The sequence below is a fragment of the Amycolatopsis sp. ATCC 39116 genome (assembly GCF_000231075.2).
GTDB lineage: Bacteria > Actinomycetota > Actinomycetes > Mycobacteriales > Pseudonocardiaceae > Amycolatopsis_E > Amycolatopsis_E tucumanensis.
On record NZ_AFWY03000053.1, the window covers coordinates 1 to 21,650 of the forward strand.

The 21,650-nt window shown below is 73.1% G+C and carries 21 protein-coding genes; 4 read left to right on the forward strand and 17 right to left on the reverse strand.

The window, feature by feature from the left end:
- Nucleotides 1-24 precede the first annotated feature (24 nt).
- The 13 genes from ruvX to AMY39116_RS0334335 form a co-directional block, all read right to left on the reverse strand.
- Nucleotides 25-516 (reverse strand): Holliday junction resolvase RuvX, encoded by a 492-nt coding sequence (gene ruvX / locus AMY39116_RS0334275; RefSeq protein WP_017983106.1) that lies wholly within the window; start codon nt 514-516, stop codon nt 25-27.
- Complete coding sequence (gene alaS / locus AMY39116_RS0334280) at nt 513-3,173, reverse strand: alanine--tRNA ligase (RefSeq protein WP_020422111.1); 2,661 nt, start codon at nt 3,171-3,173, stop codon at nt 513-515. Before alaS ends, ruvX begins: the two co-directional genes overlap by 4 nt.
- 81 nt (nt 3,174-3,254) lie before the next feature.
- The gene (locus tag AMY39116_RS0334285; protein WP_020422112.1) at nt 3,255-3,554 is read right to left on the reverse strand and encodes a hypothetical protein; all 300 of its coding nucleotides are present in this window, start codon (nt 3,552-3,554) and stop codon (nt 3,255-3,257) included.
- Nucleotides 3,551-3,949 carry a DUF948 domain-containing protein gene (locus AMY39116_RS0334290; protein ID WP_020422113.1) on the reverse strand — a complete coding sequence of 133 codons (399 nt, stop codon included), beginning with the start codon at nt 3,947-3,949 and terminating at the stop codon, nt 3,551-3,553. Before AMY39116_RS0334290 ends, AMY39116_RS0334285 begins: the two co-directional genes overlap by 4 nt.
- Nucleotides 3,950-4,005: 56 nt before the next feature.
- The gene (locus AMY39116_RS0334295) at nt 4,006-4,878 is read right to left on the reverse strand and encodes an NAD(P)-dependent oxidoreductase (protein ID WP_020422114.1); all 873 of its coding nucleotides are present in this window, start codon (nt 4,876-4,878) and stop codon (nt 4,006-4,008) included.
- A gap of 26 nt (nt 4,879-4,904) precedes the next feature.
- A complete protein-coding gene (locus AMY39116_RS0334300; protein WP_020422115.1) occupies nt 4,905-6,269 on the reverse strand; it encodes a replication-associated recombination protein A in 1,365 nt (454 codons plus the stop codon).
- Nucleotides 6,270-6,303: 34 nt separating this feature from the next.
- Entirely contained in the window at nt 6,304-7,101 is a 798-nt protein-coding gene (locus AMY39116_RS0334305) for a GDSL-type esterase/lipase family protein (RefSeq protein ID WP_020422116.1), read from the reverse strand.
- A gap of 843 nt (nt 7,102-7,944) precedes the next feature.
- Complete coding sequence (locus AMY39116_RS0334310) at nt 7,945-9,141, reverse strand: hypothetical protein (protein ID WP_027936478.1); 1,197 nt, start codon at nt 9,139-9,141, stop codon at nt 7,945-7,947.
- Nucleotides 9,142-9,173: 32 nt separating this feature from the next.
- On the reverse strand, nt 9,174-10,127 hold the full coding sequence (locus AMY39116_RS0334315) for a DUF389 domain-containing protein (RefSeq protein WP_020422118.1): 954 nt from the start codon (nt 10,125-10,127) through the stop codon (nt 9,174-9,176).
- A 5-nt stretch (nt 10,128-10,132) separates the two neighbouring features.
- Entirely contained in the window at nt 10,133-11,902 is a 1,770-nt protein-coding gene (aspS, locus tag AMY39116_RS0334320; protein WP_020422119.1) for an aspartate--tRNA ligase, read from the reverse strand.
- Between the two features lie 105 nt (nt 11,903-12,007).
- Entirely contained in the window at nt 12,008-13,453 is a 1,446-nt protein-coding gene (locus AMY39116_RS0334325) for an Rv2578c family radical SAM protein (RefSeq protein WP_020422120.1), read from the reverse strand.
- Nucleotides 13,454-13,484: 31 nt separating this feature from the next.
- A complete protein-coding gene (locus tag AMY39116_RS0334330) occupies nt 13,485-14,132 on the reverse strand; it encodes an alpha/beta fold hydrolase (RefSeq protein ID WP_020422121.1) in 648 nt (215 codons plus the stop codon).
- Nucleotide 14,133: 1 nt separating this feature from the next.
- On the reverse strand, nt 14,134-14,634 hold the full coding sequence (locus AMY39116_RS0334335; RefSeq protein WP_020422122.1) for a pyridoxamine 5'-phosphate oxidase family protein: 501 nt from the start codon (nt 14,632-14,634) through the stop codon (nt 14,134-14,136).
- Between the two features lie 84 nt (nt 14,635-14,718).
- On the opposite strand from AMY39116_RS0334335, the gene AMY39116_RS0334340 reads away from it, so the two are divergent.
- The 3 genes from AMY39116_RS0334340 (at nt 14,719) to AMY39116_RS0334350 (ending at nt 15,854) form a co-directional block, all read left to right on the forward strand.
- Entirely contained in the window at nt 14,719-15,312 is a 594-nt protein-coding gene (locus AMY39116_RS0334340) for a winged helix-turn-helix transcriptional regulator (RefSeq protein ID WP_020422123.1), read from the forward strand.
- Entirely contained in the window at nt 15,288-15,482 is a 195-nt protein-coding gene (locus AMY39116_RS0334345) for a hypothetical protein (protein ID WP_020422124.1), read from the forward strand. The genes AMY39116_RS0334340 and AMY39116_RS0334345 overlap by 25 nt, the downstream gene beginning before the upstream one ends.
- 114 nt (nt 15,483-15,596) lie before the next feature.
- Complete coding sequence (locus AMY39116_RS0334350; protein ID WP_020422125.1) at nt 15,597-15,854, forward strand: hypothetical protein; 258 nt, start codon at nt 15,597-15,599, stop codon at nt 15,852-15,854.
- Nucleotides 15,855-15,892: 38 nt separating this feature from the next.
- Here the strand turns inward: AMY39116_RS0334350 and AMY39116_RS0334355 are convergent, their stop codons facing one another.
- A complete protein-coding gene (locus AMY39116_RS0334355; protein WP_020422126.1) occupies nt 15,893-16,963 on the reverse strand; it encodes a low specificity L-threonine aldolase in 1,071 nt (356 codons plus the stop codon).
- A gap of 108 nt (nt 16,964-17,071) precedes the next feature.
- On the opposite strand from AMY39116_RS0334355, the gene AMY39116_RS0334360 reads away from it, so the two are divergent.
- Nucleotides 17,072-18,532: a benzaldehyde dehydrogenase gene (locus tag AMY39116_RS0334360; RefSeq protein ID WP_020422127.1), complete on the forward strand. Its 1,461-nt coding sequence runs from the start codon at nt 17,072-17,074 to the stop codon at nt 18,530-18,532.
- A gap of 31 nt (nt 18,533-18,563) precedes the next feature.
- Here the strand turns inward: AMY39116_RS0334360 and AMY39116_RS0334365 are convergent, their stop codons facing one another.
- The 3 genes from AMY39116_RS0334365 to AMY39116_RS0334375 all read right to left on the reverse strand — a co-directional run bounded on the left by AMY39116_RS0334365 (nt 18,564) and on the right by AMY39116_RS0334375 (nt 21,648).
- On the reverse strand, nt 18,564-20,414 hold the full coding sequence (locus AMY39116_RS0334365; RefSeq protein WP_020422128.1) for a Na+/H+ antiporter: 1,851 nt from the start codon (nt 20,412-20,414) through the stop codon (nt 18,564-18,566).
- Nucleotides 20,411-20,686 (reverse strand): helix-turn-helix domain-containing protein, encoded by a 276-nt coding sequence (locus AMY39116_RS0334370; protein WP_020422129.1) that lies wholly within the window; start codon nt 20,684-20,686, stop codon nt 20,411-20,413. Before AMY39116_RS0334370 ends, AMY39116_RS0334365 begins: the two co-directional genes overlap by 4 nt.
- A 110-nt stretch (nt 20,687-20,796) precedes the next feature.
- Complete coding sequence (locus AMY39116_RS0334375; RefSeq protein ID WP_020422130.1) at nt 20,797-21,648, reverse strand: SDR family oxidoreductase; 852 nt, start codon at nt 21,646-21,648, stop codon at nt 20,797-20,799.
- Nucleotides 21,649-21,650 lie beyond the last annotated feature (2 nt).

Sequence of the window (21,650 nt, forward strand, 5' to 3'; positions counted from 1 at the left end):
CGGGACGCGGCGGCTGCTCGCTGGTCATGCCTCACCCGCCCGCGCGCGGTGAGCGGCCCTGGCGTCGAGCCAGGCCTGCAGGATCTCCACGGCGGCGGCCTGGTCGACCACCGCCCGCTGCTTGCGGCCCTTCACGCCGCGCTGGGACAGCATGCGGGACGCGGTGACCGTGGTGAGGCGCTCGTCGGCGAGCCGCACCGGCACCGGCGCGATGCGGCCGGCGAGGGCGTCGGCGTAGCCGGCGGCGATCTCCGCGGCCGGTCCGTGCCGGTCGGCGAGCGTGCGCGGCAGACCCACGATCACCTCCACCACCTCGTGTTCGGCCACCAGTGCGGCAAGCTGTTCGAGATCGCTGTCGCTGTTCGCATCACGCGACAGGGTAACCAGAGGGCTGGCGAGGATGGGGGCCGGATCGCTCAGCGCCACACCGACCCGGACCGATCCGACATCGACCGCCAGGCGCCGGCCTGCCCCGGGATCGTGCTCCCCGGGGCGGTCCGGTTTCCGCGCCGTCACCCTGCCGCGACCGCGCCACGCAGCGCCGTGATGGCCTGCTCGATGCCCGCCGGGTTGCTGCCGCCGCCCTGCGCGAGGTCCGGCTTGCCGCCGCCGCGGCCGCCGACGGCCTCGGCGAACGAGGGCACCAGCTTGCCCGCCGCGAAGCCCTTGTCGCGGGCCGCGGCCGTGGTCGCGACCACGAAGCTGAGCTTCTCGCCCTGCGGCGCGAACAACGCGACCACGCCGGGCCGCGAGCCGAGCCGGTTGCGGACCTCCTGGGCCAGCGAGCGCAGCGCGCCCGCGTCGATGTCGCCGTCGACCTTCTCCGCGACCACGGACACGCCCTGGACGTCGGTGGCCTTGTCCGCGAGCGAGCCTGCCGAGCCGAGCACCTGCTGGGTGCGCAGCTGGGCGATCTCCTTCTCCGCGTTGCGCAGGCGGGTCAGCACGTCCTCGATGCGGGAGGGCAGCTGGTCGCTGGGCACCTTGAAGGTGTTCGCCAGCTGCGAGACCAGCAGCTGCTCCTTGCGCACGTGCTTGAGCGCGTCGGTGCCGACCAGCGCCTCCACGCGGTGCACGCCGGACCCGATCGAGGAATCCGAGACCAGCTTGACCAGGCCCAGCTCGCCGATGCGGCCCACGTGGGTGCCACCGCACAGCTCACGCGAGTACTCGCCCATGTCCACGACGCGGACGTTGTCGCCGTACTTCTCGCCGAACAACGCGACCGCGCCCAGCTCCAGCGCCTTGTCCTTGGTCGTGGTGTAGGCCTGCACCTCGACGTCGTTCTGGAGGTAGTCGTTGACCTCCTCCTCGACCTCGGTCAGCACGTCGGTGGAGACCGGGCCGGGGGTGGTGAAGTCGAAGCGCATGCGGCCGGGCGAGTTCAGCGAACCGGCCTGCGCGGCGCGGCGGCCGTAGGCGCCGCGGACCGCCGCGTGCACCAGGTGGGTGGCCGAGTGCGAGCGCGCGATCGAACCGCGGCGGGTCTGGTCGACCGAGCCGGTCACCTCGGTGTCCAGGCCGATCTCGCCCGCGATCACCTCGACGCGGTGCACCCACAGGCCGGGCACGATCTTCTGCACGTCGACGACCTTGGCCTCGCCGCCGGAGCCCAGCAGGACGCCGGTGTCGGCGACCTGGCCACCGCTTTCGGCGTAGAACGGGGTGCGGTCGAGGATCAGCTCGGCCTTGTCGCCCTCGCGCACGACCGGCACGCCCTGGCCGTCCTTGAGCAGGCCGATGACCTTTGCCGTGGCCTGCAGGTCGGTGTAGCCGAGGAAGTCGGTCTCGCCGTGCCGCTCCAGCAGCTCGCGGTAGACCGACAGGTCGCCGTGGCCCTTCTTGCGGGCCGCCGCGTCGGCCTTCGCGCGCTGGCGCTGCTCCTCCATCAGCGTCCGGAAGCCGTCCTCGTCCACCGACAGCCCCTGCTCGGAGGCCATTTCGAGGGTGAGGTCGATCGGGAAGCCGTAGGTGTCGTGCAGCTGGAAGGCGCGGTCGCCGGCCAGCACGTTGCCGCCGGCCTTCTTCGTCTCCTCCGCGGCGAGGTCGAAGATCCGCGACCCGCTGGTCAGGGTCTGCAGGAACGCCTCCTCCTCGACCCGCATGACCTCGCTGATGCGGTCGAAGTCGCGCGCGATCTCCGGGTAGGACGGCGCCATCGCGTCGCGCACCACCGCGGCGAACTCGGGCAGCACCGGCTCGTGCACGCCGAGCAGGCGCACCGAGCGCACGATGCGGCGCAGCAGGCGGCGCAGCACGTAGCCGCGCGCCTCGTTGCCCGGGGTGACGCCGTCGCCGATCAGCATGACGCCGGAGCGGGCGTGGTCGGCGATGACGCGGAAGCGGACGTCGTCGGCGTGGTCGGCGCCGTAGCGGCGGCCGGAGAACTCCTCGGCGCGCGCGATCACCGGGCGCACGAGGTCGGTCTCGTAGACGTTCTCCACGCCCTGCAGCAGGTAGGCGACGCGCTCGACGCCCATGCCGGTGTCGATGTTCTTCTTCGGCAGCTCGCCGATCGGCGGGTGGCCGTACTTCGGGCTCTGCTCACCCCGGATGTCCTGCATGAACACGAGGTTCCAGATCTCCAGGTACCGGTCCTCGTCGACGACAGGGCCGCCGTCGCGGCCGAACTCCGGGCCGCGGTCGTAGTAGATCTCCGAGCACGGTCCGCCGGGGCCGGGCACGCCCATGTCCCAGTAGTTGTCGCGGCCGTCGCGCGCCTGGATGCGGTCGGACGGGATGCCGGCGACCTTCTGCCACAGGCCGGCCGCCTCCGAGTCGTTCTCGTAGACGGTCACCCAGATGCGGTCCGGGTCGAAGCCGAAGCCGCCGTCGTCCTGGGACTTGGTGATCAGCTCCCAGGCGTTGGCGATGGCGCCTTCCTTGAAGTAGTCGCCGAAGGAGAAGTTCCCGGCCATCTGGAAAAACGTGTTGTGCCGCGTGGTCTTGCCGACCTCGTCGATGTCGCCGGTGCGCACGCACTTCTGGATGCTGGTCGCGCGGGGGTACGGCGGCGGCACCTCGCCCAGGAAGTACGGCTTGAACTGGACCATGCCGGCGTTGACGAACAGCAGCGTCGGGTCGTCCAGGATCAGCGACGCGCTGGGCACCGGGGTGTGGTCCTTGGCCTGGAAGTGCGCCAGGAACCGCTTGTTGATCTCGTGTGTTTCCACTGGTCAGTCCTCGTGGGAAAGCGGCGGGCGCCGCGTGGTGTCGGGGGCGGCGTCGGCGGAGAGCACGGCGGCAGGGCCGCGTCAGCCCTCCGCCCGGCGAGCTCGCGCCGGGCGCCGGGCCGCGTGACGGCCCGCGGGGGGACGCGGGGCGCTCACCCCGGACCGGTCCTCCACCATGTCGCGCAGCTCCTGTTCCCGCTCGCTCATCCCGGCGCGCACGTCCGCGCCGAACGATCCGATGGCGCCAGCCAGCTCGGACACGGCGTCACCCAGGTTCGAGGCTAACCCCGCCGGCGACGCTTGACGAGCGGTTTGACCTGCCTTGCGGGTCAGTGCGACGCCGGTCACCACACCGACGCCGAGCCAGAACAGGCGCTTCACTTGCGGCCCCGCTTCCGGCTGTGCTTGCCCTCGGGGAGCTCCTTGGCCTTGCGCCGGGACCGGATCGCCTTGCTCAGGCCGTAGGACAGCGCGGCGGTCTTCACCAGCGGGCCGCCGAGGGTCGCGGTGAACACCGACGACAGCGCGGACACGTTGCCGCTCACGGCCTGGGCGTTCGCGGTGATCCCGTCGACGCGCTCGAGCTGGGTGTTGACGTGCGTGATCGTCTCGTTGGCGCCGAGCAGGATCGGGTCCGAGTTCTCGTGCGCCTTGCGGATGGCGATCGTCGCCTCGTCGAGCGTGCGACCGAGCTTGATCAACGGGATCGCCAGCAGCAGCACCAGCAGGACGAACGCTCCTGCGGCGATCAACGCGGCGATCTGCCCTGCCGACACGGGCCCTCCTCGGGTTCTAGCGGCGTGAATGCCGGTCAGGTTACCGTGCGTCGCCGTCAGTGGCCGGACGGCCCCTCCGGGCCCTTCGCCACGCCGAAGTAGAGCGTCGCCATGTCCTCGTCGCCGTGCCCGGCCTCGATCGCGGCGTCCAGATGCGCCAGCGCGGCGCGGGTTCCGGCGAGATCGACTTCCCCGCCCGCGGCCTCCAGGACCAGGCGCGCGTCCTTGGCCGCGTGCCGGGCGGCGAACGCCAGCGGGTACTCGCCGTCGATCATCGCGCCGCCCTTGAGGTGGGCGTAGGGGACGTCCAGCGCGCCGCCGGTGATGGCCTCCAGGAACAGCCGCGGGTCGACCCCGAGGGCCTGGGCGAGCCGGATGCTCTCGGCGGTGCCGTTGGTCAGCGCCAGCACCCACGCGTTCGCGGCGAGCTTGAGCCTGCTGGCCGCGCCGGTCTCGCCGACCCACAGCGTGCGGCCGCCGACGGCGTCGAACACCGGCGCGCACCGGTCGCGGAGTTCGCCGGGGCCGGAGGCGAGCACGACGAGCTTGCCGTCCTCGGCCGGTTTGCGGGTGCCGAGCACGGGGGCGTCGACGAACGGGACGGCCTTCTCGCGGGCGAGCGCGGCGAGCCGCTCGGTCCAGTCGAGGCCGACGGTGCTCATCTGCAGCCAGACCGCCCCGGCCGGCTCGATGCTCTCGACGACCTCGTGCACGGTGGCGCCGTCGCTGAGCATGGTGAGGACGAAGTCCGCGCCGTCGACGGCCTCCCGCGGCGTGTCCGTGACGGTGCAGCCGCGGTCGGCCAGCGGCGCGGCCTTGGCGCGGGTGCGGTTCCAGGCGCGGACGCCGAAGCCCGCGGCGGCGAGGTTGGCGGCCATCGGCAGGCCCATGATCCCGGTGCCAAGCACGGCGACAGTCGTTTCGGGCATGGCACCGATCATGGCACCGCGAGCGGTCAGCCGCCGCGCACCGACCGCCGCAGCCGGGGGACGCGCTCGGACAGCGTGCGCTCGGCGCCGCGCTGGGTCGGGTGGTAGTAGTCGACGCCCACCACCTCGTCCGGCGGGTACTGCTGGGCGACCACGCCTTCGGGCACGTCGTGCGGGTAGCGGTAGCCCTGGGCGTTGCCGAGCTTGGCCGCGCCCGCGTAGTGCCCGTCGCGCAGGTGCGGCGGCACGGTGCCCAGGCGGCCGGCGCGCACGTCGGCCAGCGCGGCGTCGATGCCCGTGACGACCGCGTTGGACTTGGGCGCGGTGGCGAGGTGGATGGTGGCCTGCGCCAGTGCCAGCCTGCCCTCGGGCATGCCGATGAACTGGACGGCGTGCGCGGCGGCGACGGCGGTCTGCAACGCCGTCGGGTCGGCCATGCCGATGTCCTCGCTGGCGTGCACGACCAGGCGGCGGGCGAGGAACCGCGGGTCCTCCCCCGCCTCGATCATGCGGGCCAGGTAGTGCAGCGCGGCGTCCACGTCGGAGCCGCGGATGGACTTGATGAACGCGCTGATGACGTCGTAGTGCTGGTCGCCGTCGCGGTCGTAGCGCACCGCCGCCTTGTCCACGGTGGACTCGACGATCGGCAGGTCGATGGTCTTGTGCTCGGTGGCCGACGCGGCGTCCGCGGCGGCTTCGAGCGCGGTGAGTGCGCGGCGGGCGTCGCCGGAGGCCAGGCGGACGAGGTGGTCCTCGGCTTCAGGCGTGAGTTCCAGTTCGCCGTCCAGGCCGCGCTCGTCGGTCATCGCACGGCGGATCAGCAGCCGCACGTCGTCGTCGGTGAGGGGCTTGAGCTGCAGCACGAGCGAGCGGGACAGCAGCGGCGAGACGACGGAGAACGACGGGTTCTCGGTGGTGGCGGCGACGAGGAGGACGGTGCGGTCCTCCACCGCGCCGAGCAGCGCGTCCTGCTGGGTCTTGGAGAAGCGGTGGACCTCGTCGATGAACAGGACCGTGTTCTCCGCGTTGTACTGGCGGCGGCGACGGGCTTCCTCGATGACGCCACGGACTTCCTTGACCCCGGCGGAGAGCGCGGACAGGGCGACGAAGCGGCGGCCGGTGGCGGTGGAGACGAGGTTGGCGAGGGTGGTCTTGCCGGTGCCGGGCGGACCGTAGAGGAGCACCGAGGCCGGGGCGGCGCCCTCGACGAGGCGGCGCAGCGGGGCGCCCTCGCCGAGCAGGTGCTGCTGGCCGACCACCTCGTCGAGCGAGCGCGGCCGCATCCGGACCGCGAGGGGCGAACCCGGCGGGACCGGGGCCGTCTGGGGCTGCGTCACGCGCTCCGGCGGCGGCTCCAGGTCCGGGTTCACCGTGAAGAGTTCGTCCTGCACGCCTCCACCGTAATGCGGGGCTCCGACAGAACCGTCAGCGCTCCACGGGCCGCGGCGCGAGCTCCGGTTCAAGTGGCTCGGTGCGGCGGGCGCGCCACGATTCCAGCGCCGACCGGGCGACGATGGCGGCGGCGTAGGGCAGCAGGTCCCGGCCGCGGCGCCACAGCCACGGGATGCCCTTCACGACGAGCCAGCCGACGTGGTCGACGGTGCGTGGTGTGACGCCGCCGGAGCAGACGAGGCTCACCGGTGCGGGGACGGCGATCCCGGCGTCGGCGACCAGTTCGGTCACGCCGCGGGCGAGGAGGCGGTGCCCCAGCTCGGAGGGGTGCAGGCGGTCGACGCTCCAGGCGGCCAGGTCGTAGGCGCCGGGCAGCGAGCCGAGGTCGAGGCAGGCGACCCCGTGCCGGCGGGCGATGATTTCGATGACGTCGTTGAGCTCGGCGATGCGGGCGGTGAGGGCGCGGCGGAGCGGGCCGGGCAGCCGGAAGACGCGGCTGTGGTCGTGGAAGAGCATGGTGACGACCGTGGCGCCGACGGCTTGGAGGGCGGTGACGACGTGTTCGAGGTCGCGGGCCATGCCGAGGGAGTCGAAGTCCGAGCGGAGGGTGTCGTTCATGCCGACGATCACGACCGCGACGTCCGGCTGGTGACGTAGCGCGGCCGGCAACTGGTCGGTGCGCACGCAACGCATCCGGGCGCCGGTGAACGCGGTGTTCAGGTACCCGGTGGGCGGGATGCCCAGCGCCTCGGCGACGAACGGGCCGACGCCGCGCCAGGAGCCGCCGGGCACGGGGTCGCCGAGCCCCACGGCGGTCGAGTCGCCGAGCACGGCCAGGCGAACGGCACGGCGGGGAAGCGGATCGGGGGTCTGGGTGAATTCTTCACGCACCGCAGTCACGTCTGAAGACCATCAGGCACGGACCCGCCCACCACGTGAGCGCCGGGTAACACGGTCCGGACGGATCAGCGAACGTCTGGGTTTCGCGGGGTTGGGTGGGTGCCGGGGTGGGTTTGTGCGGGCGTGGGTGGGCCGGTCGCTTGGGTGCGAGTGGGCCGGTGGGCGGGTCGCTTGGGTGCGCGAGGGCCGGTGGGCCGGTCGCTTGGATGCGCGAGGGCCGGTGGGCCGGTCGCACGGATGCGAGTGCGCCGGTCACTCCGGTGCTACGGGCCCAGTCGTGCTGGCACGAAAGGACCAGTCGCGCCGGCACGAGAGGTCCACTCGCGCGCACACGAAACGGCCAGTCGCGGCCGCACGAGTGGACCAATCGCGAGCGCACGAAAGCGCCAGTCGCGCGCACGAGAGAGCCAGTCTGGGGCCACACGAGAGGACCAGTCACGGCCGCGCGAAGGCCAGTCGCGTGCACGAGAGGGCCAGCCGGGGCCGCACACAAAACCACCACTCGCGCGCGAGGCGCACCGCGGCGAACCACAAAGCCGCTCCGCGCCCCGCAGCCGCCCGGGACCACGAACGCTCACCGGCCGCCCGGACCCCCGAACACCCAGCAGCCACTCCGGACACCCAGCAGCCATTCCGAACGCCCGGCAACCGCCCAGGCCCCAAACGCCCGGCAACCGCCCAGGCCGCCGAACGCCCCGCAACCGCCCAGGCCCCCGAGCGCCCGCGACCGACCGAACCTCGAACACCCAGCAGCGGCCCGGCGCCCCGAAAAACTCAGCGGAACGCCGGATAAAGCGGCAGCTCCAGCCCAGGCCCGAACCGCGCGTCGAGGGCCTTCGCGACCTCCCGCGCATGCGCGGCGACCTCGTCCCTGCCGCCGCGCTCGGCGTACGTTCCCAGGTCCCTCCACCAGCTCACCAGCGCCGCGACGCGGTTGGGGCGCACTTCGGCGCCCGCGCCGCCCAGGTCGGCCCACGTCGTGACCCACACCAGCAGCATCTGGTGGTCCAGCAGGTGCGCCGACAGCACCTCGTTGTCGCCGAGGGCCGGCCACACCCCCGAGACCTCGGCCTTCCACGCGGCGATCATCGCCTCGCTCATGCCGCTCGGCAGGGCCCGCGCGTCCTCGCACGTGGCGAACGGGACACGCAGGTGCGCGGCGTCCACCAGCGCGTTGCGGACCAGGCCGCGCTCGAAGTCCAGGAAGTGCACGCCGCCGCTGGTCACCAGGTTGTTGTCCGGGCTCAGGTCCACCGGGCTGAACGCGCGGTACGGCGACGACGCCGACGCCTCGCACACGTTCTCGGCATACGCCCGCACGTCGTCCGGCGTCGTGACGCCGACCGCTTCCGCCAGCAGCGTCGGCAGGCGCGCGCAGGCCACCGCGGGCGTGGTGTCCTCGTCCGGCACGAACCCGCCCAGCCGGCGCAGCAGCGCCTCGAAGTCGGCCTCCCGGCCGGCGGTCGTCGCGTGCAGGCGGCCCAGCGAACGCGCCCAGGACAGCAGCGCGCGCTCGGCCAGCCGCGCGTCCTGCCCGCGCAGCTTATCCCACAGGGTGGGCGCGCGGCCCAGGTCGTCGATCACGATGACGCGCAGCGGGCCGTCGTGGGCGAGCAGCTCCGGGCACATCCGGTCCTCCGCCGGCAGCGCGGTGAACAGCTGGTAGCTGACCGCCTCCTGCGCGAACGGGTCGGCGGCGCCGCGTGGGGGCGCGTCCGGGTAGTGCTTGATCACGAGCGTGCGGGGCAGCCCGAACGGGGACGCGGCGATGCGGGCGCGGACCACCGTCGCCGGTCCGCTGCCGGGCAGGGCTTCCGGCTCCACGAGCCCGATGGCGCTGCCGAAGCGCCGCGTCAGCACGGTTTCGGCCGCCTGGACGGCGGCGTCCACGGCCTGCGTTCCGCTTGCCGGAACGGCCGCGACTGCCGGGTCCTGGTCGTCCTCCGTGCCTGGGGAAGTGTCCACCGTCATCGCCTTCGACCCTACTAGCGGGCGAACGTCGCTCACCACAACGATTTTTCCACTTCCGGCAACGGCCGCACGGTGACGGAAGCGCCTCTGCGCCGCCGCAGCAACAAAACCACGGCCGCGGCCGCCACGATCCCGACGAGGTTCACGGCCAGCTGGCCGAACGACAACGCCGCCTTCGACCACTCCCCCACGACCGCCGCGACCACCGCGTATCCGGCCGCGGGAACGGTCGTGACCGAGATGAACACGCCGACCAGCGCGGCCGATTTCGCTGACGTCATCGACAGCATCCCGGCCGCGCCGGCGAGCAGCGCGACGATCAGCGAGTACCACCCGACCTCGTACACGAAGTCCACCTCGTGCGACTCGCGGAACGCGCTGACGTCGAGCAGCCCCACGAACCAGGTCAGCACCGTGACCCCGGCGGTTACCAGCATCGCGAGCGGGAACCCGAGCGCCAGCGCCATCGTCGCGCGGCGGACCAGGTCCCAGCGCCGCAGCACCAGCCCGACCGCGATCGCGGCGAGCGGGCCGAACTCCGGACCCACCACCATCGCGCCGACGATGGTGACGGGTGAATCGGTCACGATGCCGACCGACGCCAGCAGGCACGCGATCGTCAGGAACGTCAGGAACGTGGCGTTGAGCCGCGACTCCTCACCGGTGCGGTTCAGCAGCTCCTGCCAGACGACCGCGTCCGCGCCCTCGCCCGGCGCGCTTTCCTCGGCCCGGTCGGCCGAATCGGACAGCGCCGTGTCGAGTGCTTCCAGCGTGATCGCGCCGCTGTGGTCCAGCCCCAGCTCGCACAGGGCTTCGAGCACCTCGTCGGCGGCCTCGCGGGCCACGTCGGCCTCGATGAGGTCGCCGGCCGGGGACACGGCGGCCCCCGTGTGCACGATCAGGTGCGCCGTGCCCGGCCGGTCCCGCAGCACCGCCAGCGCGCGTTCGGTGTCCTCCGGCGGGCTGACGACCCGCAGGTGCAGCACCGCGGTCAGCCCTTGGGCGCCGGGGGCTTCGCGTCCACGCCCGCCTCGCGACGCTGCTGGGCCGTGATCGGGGCCGGGGCGCCGGTCAGCGGGTCGTAGCCGCCGCCGGTCTTCGGGAACGCGATGACGTCCCGCAGCGACTCGGCCTTGGCCAGCAGCATCACGATGCGGTCCCAGCCGAACGCGATGCCGCCGTGCGGCGGTGCGCCGAAGGAGAACGCGTCGAGCAGGAAGCCGAACTTCTCCTGCGCCTCGGCCTCGGACAGGCCCATCACCTCGAAGACGCGCTTCTGCACGTCGGCGCGGTGGATACGGATCGAGCCGCCGCCGATCTCGTTGCCGTTGCAGACCAGGTCGTAGGCGTAGGCCAGCGCGTTGCCCGGGTCGGACTCGAACTTGTCGATCCACTCCGGGGTCGGCGAGGTGAAGGCGTGGTGCACCGCGGTCCACTTGCCCGAGCCGACGGCGACGTCGTCGGTCTCGTCGGCCGCCTCGAACAGCGGGGCGTCGACCACCCACACGAAGGACCACTCGTCCTCGTCGATCAGGCCGAGCCGGTGCCCGATCTCCACGCGGGCCGCGCCGAGCAGGGCACGGGCCTCGCGCGGCTTGTTGGCGGCGAAGAAGACGCAGTCGCCGGGCTTGGCGCCGACCGCCTCGGCCAGGCCTTCGCGCTCCTTTTCGGAGATGTTCTTGGCGACCGGGCCGGACAGCGTGCCGTCCTCGCCGATGAGCACGTAGGCCAGGCCCTTCGCGCCGCGCTGCTTGGCCCACTCCTGCCACGCGTCGAGTTGGCGGCGCGGCTGGTCGCCACCGCCGGGCATGACGACCGCGCCGACGTAGGGCGCCTGGAAGACGCGGAACGGGGTGTCGGCGAAGTACTCGGTCAGGTCGGTCAGCTCGAGCCCGAAGCGCAGGTCCGGCTTGTCGGTGCCGTACTTGGCCATCGCGTCGGCGTAGGTCATCCGCGCGATCGGGCGCGGGATCTCGTGGCCGATCAGCTTCCACAGCGCCGACACGACGGCCTCGCCGACGGCGATCACGTCGTCCTGGTCGACGAAGCTCATCTCGATGTCGAGCTGGGTGAATTCCGGCTGCCGGTCGGCGCGGAAGTCCTCGTCCCGGTAGCAGCGGGCGATCTGGTAGTACCGCTCCAGGCCGCCGACCATGAGCAGCTGCTTGAACAGCTGCGGCGACTGCGGCAGCGCGTACCAGGAGCCCGGGCGCAGGCGGGCCGGCACCAGGAAGTCGCGGGCGCCCTCCGGGGTGGAGCGCGTCATCGTCGGGGTCTCGACCTCGACGAAGCCCTGGCCGTGCAGCACCTCGCGCGCGGCGCGGCTGACCTCGCTGCGCAGGCGGATGGCGCGGGCCGGGCCGTTGCGGCGCAGGTCGAGGTAGCGGTACTTGAGCCGCACCTCCTCGCCGACGTCGACGCGGTCGTCGATCGGGAACGGCAGCACGGCGGCCTCGGACAGCACTTCCAGCTCCGTGGCCAGCACCTCGATGGCGCCGGTCGGGATCTCCGCGTTCTCGTTGCCCGCCGGCCGCCGCGAGACCTCGCCGGTGACCTTGACGCAGAACTCGGAGCGCAGCTGGTGGGCGCGCTCGGCCATCTCGCCCTCGCGGAACACCACCTGGGCGACCCCACTGGCGTCCCGCAGATCGATGAAGATCACCCCGCCGTGATCGCGCCGCCGGGCGACCCACCCGGTGAGCGTGACGATCTGGCCGGCGTGCTCGGCACGCAGGGTGCCGGCGTCGTGGGTGCGAAGCACTGCGGTTGTTCTCCTTGCGAGGCGTTCGGCTCGTGCGTCAGCAGGGGTTTTGCTGCCCGTATGAGGCTAACGAACGCCCCGGCGGAGGAGTCCACCAGGCTTTCCTTACAGCAGGCTCAGCTGCTCGCCCCGCTCCGGGCGCTCCGGCTCGCGCTGCGCGGGCAGGCGGTGGGACTCGTCGCGGCGGTTCAGGCCGTGGCGGCGCAGCAACGGCGCGACCCGCGCGGACAGCGCCCGGCGGTACGCGGGCATCGCGTAGCTGCCGCGGCCGTAGATCTCGCGGTAGCGCTCGACCAGGTCCGGCCGGTGGGCGCCGAGCCAGCGGGCGAACCACTCCCGCGCGCCGGGTCGCAGGTGCAGGGCGAGCACGGTGGCGCGGGTGGCACCGGCGGCGGCGATCTCGGCGAACAGCGGGTCCAGCGCCTCCTCGCTGTCGGTGAGGCCGGGCAGCACCGGGGCGACCAGCACCTGGCAGGGCAGGCCGGCGTCGGTGATGCGGCGGACCAGGTCCAGCCGGGCGCGCGGGCTGGGGGTGCCGGGTTCGAGGCTGCGTTGCAGGTCGCGGTCGAGCAGCGCGATCGACACCGCCATGCCCACGTCCACCTCCCGCGAGGCGGCGGTGAGCAGGGGCAGGTCCCGGGTGAGGACGGTGCCCTTGGTGAGGATCGAAAACGGCGTGCCGGAGCCGGTGAGCGCGCGGATGATGCCGGGCATCAGCCGGTAGCGGCCCTCGGCCCGCTGGTAGGGGTCGGTGTTGGTGCCCATGGCGACGTGCTCGCGCTGCCAGCTGGGGCGGCGCAGCTGGGCGGCGAGGACCTCGGGGGCGTTCACCTTCACCACGACCTGGGTGTCGAAGTCGCGGCCGGCGTCGAAGTCGAGGTAGGTGTGCGTGTTGCGGGCGAAGCAGTTGTGGCTGACGACCCCGGCCGCGATGAAGTCGCCGGTGCCGGTGGTGATGTCGAACAGGGTCTCGTCGCGGCCGAGCGGTTCGATCGCGACGACGTCCAGCGCCGCGTCCGGTTCGACGAGGTCACCGGCGGGGCCGAGCAGGGTGTCGCCCGGCGACAGGTGCGGCCGGTCGTCGCCGGTGACGTGCTGCCAGCCCTTCTCGGTGAGGAAGCGGTGGTCGCCGCTGGCGACGAGGGTCGTCCCGTTCCGCAGCGTCAGCCGGTGGGCCGGCTTCACGGTGGTCCAGTGCGCGAGCACGGTCGTGGGCACGAGGCGCCGGGCCGTGCCGTGGAGCGCCGTGCCGAGGATCCGGTCGCCGACGCGGAGGTCGGCGATTGGCTTCGCGCTCCCGTCGGCCATCCGGATCGGCGTGTCCCCGGCGAGGCAGTAGGTGCAGGCGTGGCTGCAGCCGCGGTAGGGGTTGACGGTCCAGCCGAACGGGACCATCGACTCGCCCGGCACCTTGTTGAGCACCGAGCGGGCGCGGACCTCGTGGAACGTGACGCCCTGGAACTCGGGCGGCGCGACCGTCCGGACCAGGCCGTCCAGGCCGAGCAGAGCCGGCTGCGGGTCACGGCCGGCGCGTTGGTTCTCCCACCTCACTCCGCAAGTCGAACACGCGTTCGAAGCGCTGTCAACACCACGAGGCGAGGAGGTCGGCCAGCTCACGTGGGCGGCTGAGCGCGTTCAGGTGCCCGCCGGGGACCTCGTCCAGCTCCAGGCCCAGCCGCTCGCGCACCACCCGGCGCTGGAACTCCAGTGGGAAGAACCGGTCGTCGCGCCCCTGGACGAACCGGGTCGGCACGTCCGGCCACTTCTCCAGCGGCCACGGCGTGGTGAACGGCTTGTCCGACTGCTGCGGCTCGCCCCGCCGGAGGGCTTCGGCCTTCACTTCGGGCGGGAGGTCGTGCAGGAAGTCCCGCTCGGTGTCCATCCCCTCCGGATGGGCCTCGTGGTAGCCGGTGTTGGACCACCACTCGCCGCCGGTCTCGCCCGGCGCCGGGACCATCGCGTTGACCAGCACCAGGAGCGACACCGGCACGCGCGCGCAGACGAGCGGGGCGGTGAAGCCGCCCATCGACTGGGCGACCAGCACGACGTCCTCGCGGTCGCCGATGGCCTGGACGACCAGGTCGGTGTACTCGGCCAGTCCGGCGGAGTCGTCCTCGGCCGGGAGGTCGACGGCGATCGCCTCGTGGCCGCGCCGGGTCAGCTCCGGCACGAGCCGGTGCCAGTACCACGCTTCCCCGCCCGCGCCGGGGACGAGCACGAAGGTCGCCATGTCACCGCCCCCGCCGCGCGAAGTCCTCGGCGGTCCGGCCGCCGGGGAACCGCTCCTGGAAGTCGAAGGTGCCCGCCCACGACGGCCGGACGGCGATGCGCGCCATCCGCAGGCCGGGCCGGTCGACCTCGGCGACGGAGGCGGCGGCTTGCTCTGGCCCGTAGTACCGGCGCTGGGCGGCGGCGTATTCCGGGAGCACGCCGTCAACCTCGGTGACCACGGCGTTGCCGCGCAGGAGCAGCACCTCCGGCGGCGGGCCTGCCCGGTCGATCGTGACCGCGACAGCGGGATTTGCTCGCAGCGCGGGGAGCTTGGCGGTGCCGGCGAACGTCGCCATCACCAGCTCGTCGCCGGTCCAGTGGAACAGCATCGGCAGCACGCGGGGCGTGCCGTCCGGCGCGACGTAGCCGAGGCGGGCGAGCTCGGTCGAGGCGAGCATCCGCTGGGCGAGGTCGGTGTCGAGAAGTCTGAGGTCTCCCTGCGGGAGAGTGGTCGTCGTCATGCTCCTAATCTAGGAGTGACTGGTCTCACTACACAAGTAGGAGCTACTCTTTTTCTCGTGCGGAGTTACGACGACCCCTGCGGGGTGGCCAGGGCGCTGGACGCGGTGGGCGAGCGGTGGGCGCTGCTCGTGGTGCGCGAGCTGCTGCTGGGGCCGAAGCGGTTCCGCGACCTGAGCCGGTCGTTGCCGGGGATGAGCCAGAACGTGCTGTCGCAGCGGCTGCGGGAACTGGAGGCGGCCGGGGTGGTGTGGCGGCGTCGGCTCGGGCCGCCCGCCAGCACCAGCGTGTACGAGCTCACCGAGCACGGCGCCGAGCTGGAGGCGGTCGTGCTGGCGCTGGCGCGGTGGGGCAGCCGCCGCCCGGTGCCGTCGGCCGGGGAGCTGAGCGTGGACGCGCTGATCCTGGCGCTGCGGACGACCTTCTCGGCGGACCGGGCGGGCGACCTGTCCGTCCGGGTGGCGCTGCGCCTGGGCGACGACGCGTTCCTGGCCAGGGTCGATTCCGGCGAGTTCTCGATCGAGCGGGGCTCGGGCGAGGTGGATGCGACGCTGAAGACCGACGCGAGCACGTTGCGGTCGCTGGTGTTCCTCGGCGCTTGTCTGGATGAGGCCGCGGTGACCGGCGATCGAGCGGTGGTCGAGCGGTTCCTCCGGTGCTTCCCGCGCCCGAGCACCTGACGACCGCCGGTGGAGCGGGTCAATACGCGGTCGATGCGAAGCTGGAGACCGACGCGAGCACGCTGCAGTCGCTGGTGTTCCTCGGCGCCCGCCTGGATGAGGCCGCAGTGACCGGCGATCGAGCGGTGGTCGAGCGGTTCCTCCGGTGCTTCCCGCGCCCGAGCACCTGACGACCGCTCGCGGCTCGGTTCCGCGCGCACGGCCGATGCGACGCTGGAGACGTTGCGGTCGCTGGTGTCCCCCGGCGCCCGCCTGGACGACACCGCGGTGACCGCCGACGGGGCTTGACCACCGCCGGCGGCGCGGCTCAGCGCGCGGTCGAGCAGCCGCCGGCCGAGGCGGGCGCGTTGCGGTCGCTGGTGTTCCTCGTGAACGACGCCGCAGCGACCGGCGACCGGGCGACGACCGCCGGTGGCGCGACTCAGCGCGCGCGGCCGAGCAGCCGCTGGCCGACGCTGGCCCGTTGCGGTCGCTGGTGTTCCTCGGCGCCCGCCTGGACGACGCGGCGGTGGCCGAGCGGCTTCCCGCGCCCGAGCGGCTGACGATCGCGCGTGGCCCGGCTCAGCGCCGTCGGCGCGGCTCAGCGCGCGCGGTCGAGCAGCTCGTGCAGCAGGCCGACCACCTCCGACGGCGTGAAGTCCATCGTGGTCTCCCCGACGCTGACCTCGAAGGAGCACCGCCGGGGGTCCGGCGCCGAGCGCACCCGCAGGAACAACTGCACGCCCTTCTCGGCGATCAGCTCCTCCGCCGCGCGCTCGACCGCGGCCTTCGGCGCCGGGAGGTGGACGTGGAACATCCCGGCCTGCGGCGGGTCCGGGTGCGCGTACGCCACGCCGTCCTGGTTGATCGCCGCCGCCAGGGACCGCGCGTGGGCGTGGAACTCCGGCATCCGCGGCAGCACCGAGTCCAGCCCGTCCAGCGCCGCGAGCGCCAGCGGCCACGCGTCGGCGATCGCGCCACCGAGCCGGCGGCGCCAGACCGCCACCTCCGACACCAGTGCCTCGTCGCCGGCGAGCACCGCTCCCCGCACGCCTTGCAGTCCTTTGTAGAGCGACACGTACACGCTGTCGAACAGGCCGGCGATCTCGGCGAAATCCTTGCCGTAGAACGGTTGCGACTCCCACAGCCGAGCGCCGTCCAGGTGCGCCGCCGCGCCGCGGGAGCGCGCGAGCCCGGTCTGCGCGACCAGCTCGTCCCACGACGGTAGCAACCCGCCGAGGTCCCGCTGCGGCAGCTCCCACACCACGGCCGCGAGCGGCTCCCCCACCGCCTCCAGGTCCGCCGGCGTCATCAGCTCGTTGCGGTCCCCCACCGGCCGGAACCGCAGCCCGTGCACCGCCGCGTACCCCTTGTCCTCCCAGTTGTCCAGATGCGTGTACGGGTGCGCGGCGAACGTCCGCCGCCCGGACCGGTCCGCGTGCACCCGCAGCGCCGCCTGCTGCGCCATCGTCCCGCTCGGGAAGAACAACGCCGCCGGCTTGCCCAGCAGCGACGCGATCCGCGCCTCCAGTGCCGCCACCGGCTCCGCGGGCGACAGGTCCTCCCCCGCCAGCGCCAGCATCCGTTCGAGCACCGCCCGTGGCCGCCGCCGCACCGGGCCGTGCGAGGCGAGCGTCCGCCGGATCTTCGAGTCGTCCACGAGCGCGATCATCGCAGCCACCACCGACAGTTTTCCGGCCTTCCACTCAGTGAAAGACCCACTGGCGCGGCCCGAACAGCCCAGGAGGATGGCGGAAAACCTCGCGCATCAGGAGTGACAGTGAGCTTTCTCGACGACGAGAAGTGGACCGGACGCGTCTTCACCGGCAGCTGGGAGCGCGCGGCGGGCGGCGACGCGGCCGTCATCGAGCCCGCGACCGGCGACGAACTGGGGCGCGTCGGCATCGCCTCGCCCCAGGACCTGGCGGCCTCCGCGGCCAAGGCGGCCGAGGCGCAGCGCGCCTGGGCGGCGACCTCCTTCCAAGAACGCGCCGCGGTCCTGCGCCGCGCCGGCGACCTGTGGCAGCAGCACGCCGCCGAGCTGAAGGACTGGCTGATCCGCGAGTCGGGCAGCATCCCCGGCAAGGCCGACTTCGAACTGCACGTCGCCGCGCAGGAGTGCTACGAGGCCGCCGCGCTGCCCTCCCACCCGACGGGTGAGGTCCTGCCGAGCGAGGCGCCGCGGCTGAGCATGGCCCGCCGCGTGCCCGCCGGCGTGGTCGGCGTGATCGCGCCGTTCAACGCGCCGCTGATCCTGTCGATCCGCTCGGTCGCGCCGGCGCTGGCGCTGGGCAACAGCGTCGTGCTCAAGCCGGACCCCCGCACCGCGGTCTGCGGTGGCGTGGCGCTGGCCAGGGTCTTCGAGGAGGCCGGGCTGCCCGCCGGGGTCCTGCACGTGCTGCCGGGCGGCCCGGACGTCGGCGCCGCGCTGGTCGAGGACAAGCACGTCCGCGTCATCTCGTTCACCGGATCGACCGCCGCGGGCCGCGCGGTCGGCGAGTCCGCGGGCCGCCACCTCAAGCGCGCCCACCTGGAACTGGGCGGCAACTCGGCGCTGATCGTGCTCGACGACGCCGACCTGGAGCAGGCGATGAGCGCCGCCGCGTGGGGCTCGTTCTTCCACCAGGGCCAGATCTGCATGACCACCGGGCGGCACCTGGTGCACGCCTCACTCTACGACGAATACGTGGACCGCCTGGCGGACAAGGCCAGCCACCTGCCGGTGGGCAACCCGTTCACCGAGCAGGTCGCGCTCGGCCCGATCATCGACGCCAAGCAGCGCGACAAGATCCACGGCCTGGTGACGTCCAGTGTGGACGCCGGCGCGAAGGTCGCCGCGGGCGGCACCTACGAGGACCTCTTCTACCGCGCCACCGTGCTCGCCGGCGCGGGCCCCTCGGTGCCCGCCTACGACCAGGAGGTGTTCGGCCCGGTCGCCCCGGTCGCGAAGTTCACCAGCCTGGACGAGGCCGCGAAGCTCGCGTCGGAGAGCGAGTACGGGCTGTCGCTGGGCATCATCACCGCGGACGTGGCGAAGGGACTGGCGCTGGCCGACCGCATCCCGACCGGCATCGCGCACATCAACGACCAGACGGTCAACGACGAGGCGCTGGCCCCGTTCGGCGGCGTGTTCGACTCCGGCACCGGCTCCCGCTTCGGCGGGCCGGCCGCGAACATCGAGGCGTTCACCGAGACCCGCTGGGTCACGATGCGCGGCGACGTCGCCGGCTACCCGTTCTGACGCGCGGCGGGGGCGCCGACGGCGCCCCCGCTCAGCCGACGATCCCGTCCACGAAGCACCAGCGCCAGTTCTCGCCGGGCTCGTAGCTGCGGATCACCGGGTGACGCGTGTCGTGGAAGTGCTGCGTGGCGTGCTTGCGCGGCGACGAGTCGCAGCAGCCGACGTGCCCGCACTCCAGGCACAGCCGCAGGTGCACCCACGACGAGCCCTCGCGCAGGCAGTCGACGCAGCCCTCGGCGTCGGTCTCCGGCACGCGTGCCTTCTCCAGGTGCTCGCAGGTGCCCGCCGTGGCCTCGGGGGTCTCCAGCTCACGTTCCATGCCCGGCTCCTCCTCGGGTCGCTCCAGCAGCGACTCCTCGATGTCCAGTCCGTCCATCACCCGCCGGAGCACCTCGTCGTCGGCGGTGCCCCGGTCCCGCGCGGTGAGCAGGACGTCCCGCTCGGCCGCGAGCATCTCGGCGCGCAGCCGACGGTACGCGTCGCTGGGGGTCTCCTCCAGCGCGCTGAGCCTGCCGAGGTTCTCCCACGCCGAGTCCGACCGGTAGGACTGCTTGTCCCGCAACCGGTCGATGACCTCGGGCGGGTCGGCCGGGCGGCGGATCTCCTCGAGCCGGGCCAGGCCCGCGGACGTCATGTCGTGCAGCAGCGCGGCTTCCTGCAGCGCGTCCTCCGCCGGGTTGGGCGGCGGCAGGCGCAGGCGGCGCACCAGGCCGGGCAGGGTCATGCCGTGCAGCAGCAGCGTTCCGGCCACGACGACGAACGCCGCCAGCACCAGCACCGCGCGCTGCGGCGTGTCGTCCGGGAGCACGAACGCGGCGGCGAGCGTGACCACGCCGCGCATCCCGGCCCACGAGATCACCGCGAAGTACGACCACGGCGTGCGTTCGCCCGGCCGCATCCGCGCCACGAACCCGTACCCGAACACCCACACGATCCGGGCCAGGATGGTCGCGGCCAGCACCCCGGCGCAGATCAGCGTGAGCTCCCACGCGGAGAGCCGGGAGTCGCCGACCTCCTCGACGATGCGCCGCACCTGCAGCCCGATCAGCAGGAAGACCACGTTCTCCAGCAGGAACTGGACGGTGCGCCAGTTCAGCCTGCTGGCCAGCCGGGACGGCCCGGACAGCAGCTTCGGCGTCTGGTGCCCCATGATCAGCCCGGCCACGACGACCGCGACCACCCCGGAGCCGTGGATGGCCTCGGCGGGCAGGTAGGCCAGGAACGGGATGACCAGTGACCACGCGGTGTCCATCACCGGGTCGGTCAGGCGGCGGCGCAGCAGGCTCGCGGCCCACCCGATCAGCGCGCCGACCGCGACGCCCCCGCCAGCGGCGAGCAGGAAGTCGCCGCCGACCTCCCAGATGCTGACCGCGCCGGCGATCGCGGCGATGGCCGTGCGCAGCGACACGAGCGCGGCCGCGTCGTTGAGCAGGCTTTCGCCCTCCAGGATCCGCACGATGCGGCGCGGCATGCCGACCCGGCGGGCGACCGCGGTGGCGGCGACCGCGTCCGGCGGCGCGACGACCGCGCCGAGCGCGAACCCGGCGGCCAGCGGAATGCCGGGCACGATGAGCCACACGACCCAGCCGACGACGAGCGTGGTGAACACGACCAGGCCGACGGACAGGGCCGCGATCGGCACGCGGTTGGCCCGGAAGTCGTACAGCGGCGTGCGGATCGCGGTGGCGTACAGCAGCGGCGGCAGCAGGCCGATCAGGACGACCTCGGGATCGAGGTGGTAGTCCGGCACGCCGGGGACGAACGACGCCGCGACGCCGATCAGCACCAGGCACAGCGGCGGCGACCAGTTGAGGCGCTGCGCGATGCCGGTGACGACGAGGACGACGGCCACCAGCACGGCGAGCTCGACGGCGACAATCATCGGGATCGCGCCGCCGTCGCCTCGCCTGCCAGCGGCGCGGCGACCTCGTAGAGACGGGGGGTGGCGCGCCAGAAGTGGCTGCGGCCGACGATCCGGCGGCGGGCGTAGCCGCGGCTTTCCAGCGTGTAGACGATCGAGGCGCACGTGGCCAGCGGGATGGCCGTCGACCGCGCGAGCGCGGTGAGGGTGAGGCCCTCACCGGCCTCGACGAGGGTCTCCAGCACGGTCAGCGTGCGGTCGACCGAGGGGGATGCCGGTCTGTCCGACGCCATGCGGGGTGCCTCTCGGGGTGATCTTCTCGGATCTCGATGATAGTCACCGGGGTCCGGGAGCGTGAAGGCCACCGTCAGCACGCTGAACGTCCCGCCGGTGGCCTCCCGCGTCACTTGAGGTGCGCCCACGCCTCCGGTTCGGCGGCGAGGAACTCGGCGAACGTCCACGGGCGCCGTCCCGTGACGTGTTCGACGGTGTGGCTGGTGACCGCCACCTCGCCGGTCGCGATGGCCGCGTAGGAGCCGACCCAGCCGTCGATCTCCCAGTCCTGCGCGCCCGCCCGTGACGCGCGCGCCTCGTCCAGCGTTTCGGCGTGGTAGGTGATCTTCCGCCCGCTGACCTCGCTCAGCAGCGCCGCGGTCTCGTGCAGGTCGATGGCTTCCGGGCCGGTCACGTCGTAGACCTGGTCGGCGTGCCCGTCGTCGAGCAGGCACTCGACGGCCAGCCGCGCCACGTCCTGCCGCGCCACCCACGCCAGCCGCCCGTCGGCGGACGGGCCGCGCAGCACCCCGTCGGACCCGACGAAGTGCGGCGCGACGTCCGCGTAGAGGGTGTTGCGCAGTGCCGTCAGCCGCAGCCCGGACTCGCGGATCAGCCGCTCGGTTTCGGCGTGCTCGCGGGCGAAGGTGAACGTCGCCAGCGGGGCCGCGCCGAGGAACGAGGTGTAGACGACGCGGTCGACCCCGGCCTCGGCGGCGGCCCGGACCGCGCTGCGGTGCAGGTCCATCCGCTCCGGGCCTTCGTGGCCGGACACCAGGAACAGCGTCGAGATCCCGGCCAGCGCGTCGCGGAACCCGGCGGTGTCGGCGTAGTCCGCGGCCACGACCTCGGCGCCCTCGGTCCTGGGCGCCCGCGCCGGGTCGCGCACGCACAACCGCTGCGCCACACCGCGTTCCGCGAGGAGCGCGGCGACCCGCGAACCCAGCTGCCCGGTGGCCCCGGTGACGGCGATCCTGCCCATGG

Excerpts from the sequence above, each read along its gene's own strand:
- AMY39116_RS0334370 (WP_020422129.1), bottom strand. The coding sequence starts at position 20,686 with ATGGCGTCGGACAGACCGGCATCCCCCTCGGTCGACCGCACGCTGACC.
- AMY39116_RS0334365 (WP_020422128.1), bottom strand. The coding sequence starts at position 20,414 with ATGATTGTCGCCGTCGAGCTCGCCGTGCTGGTGGCCGTCGTCCTCGTC.
- AMY39116_RS0334310 (WP_027936478.1), bottom strand. The coding sequence starts at position 9,141 with ATGACGGTGGACACTTCCCCAGGCACGGAGGACGACCAGGACCCGGCA.
- AMY39116_RS0334335 (WP_020422122.1), bottom strand. The coding sequence starts at position 14,634 with ATGACGACGACCACTCTCCCGCAGGGAGACCTCAGACTTCTCGACACC.
- AMY39116_RS0334330 (WP_020422121.1), bottom strand. The coding sequence starts at position 14,132 with ATGGCGACCTTCGTGCTCGTCCCCGGCGCGGGCGGGGAAGCGTGGTAC.
- AMY39116_RS0334295 (WP_020422114.1), bottom strand. The coding sequence starts at position 4,878 with ATGCCCGAAACGACTGTCGCCGTGCTTGGCACCGGGATCATGGGCCTG.
- AMY39116_RS0334355 (WP_020422126.1), bottom strand. The coding sequence starts at position 16,963 with ATGATCGCGCTCGTGGACGACTCGAAGATCCGGCGGACGCTCGCCTCG.
- AMY39116_RS0334375 (WP_020422130.1), bottom strand. The coding sequence starts at position 21,648 with ATGGGCAGGATCGCCGTCACCGGGGCCACCGGGCAGCTGGGTTCGCGG.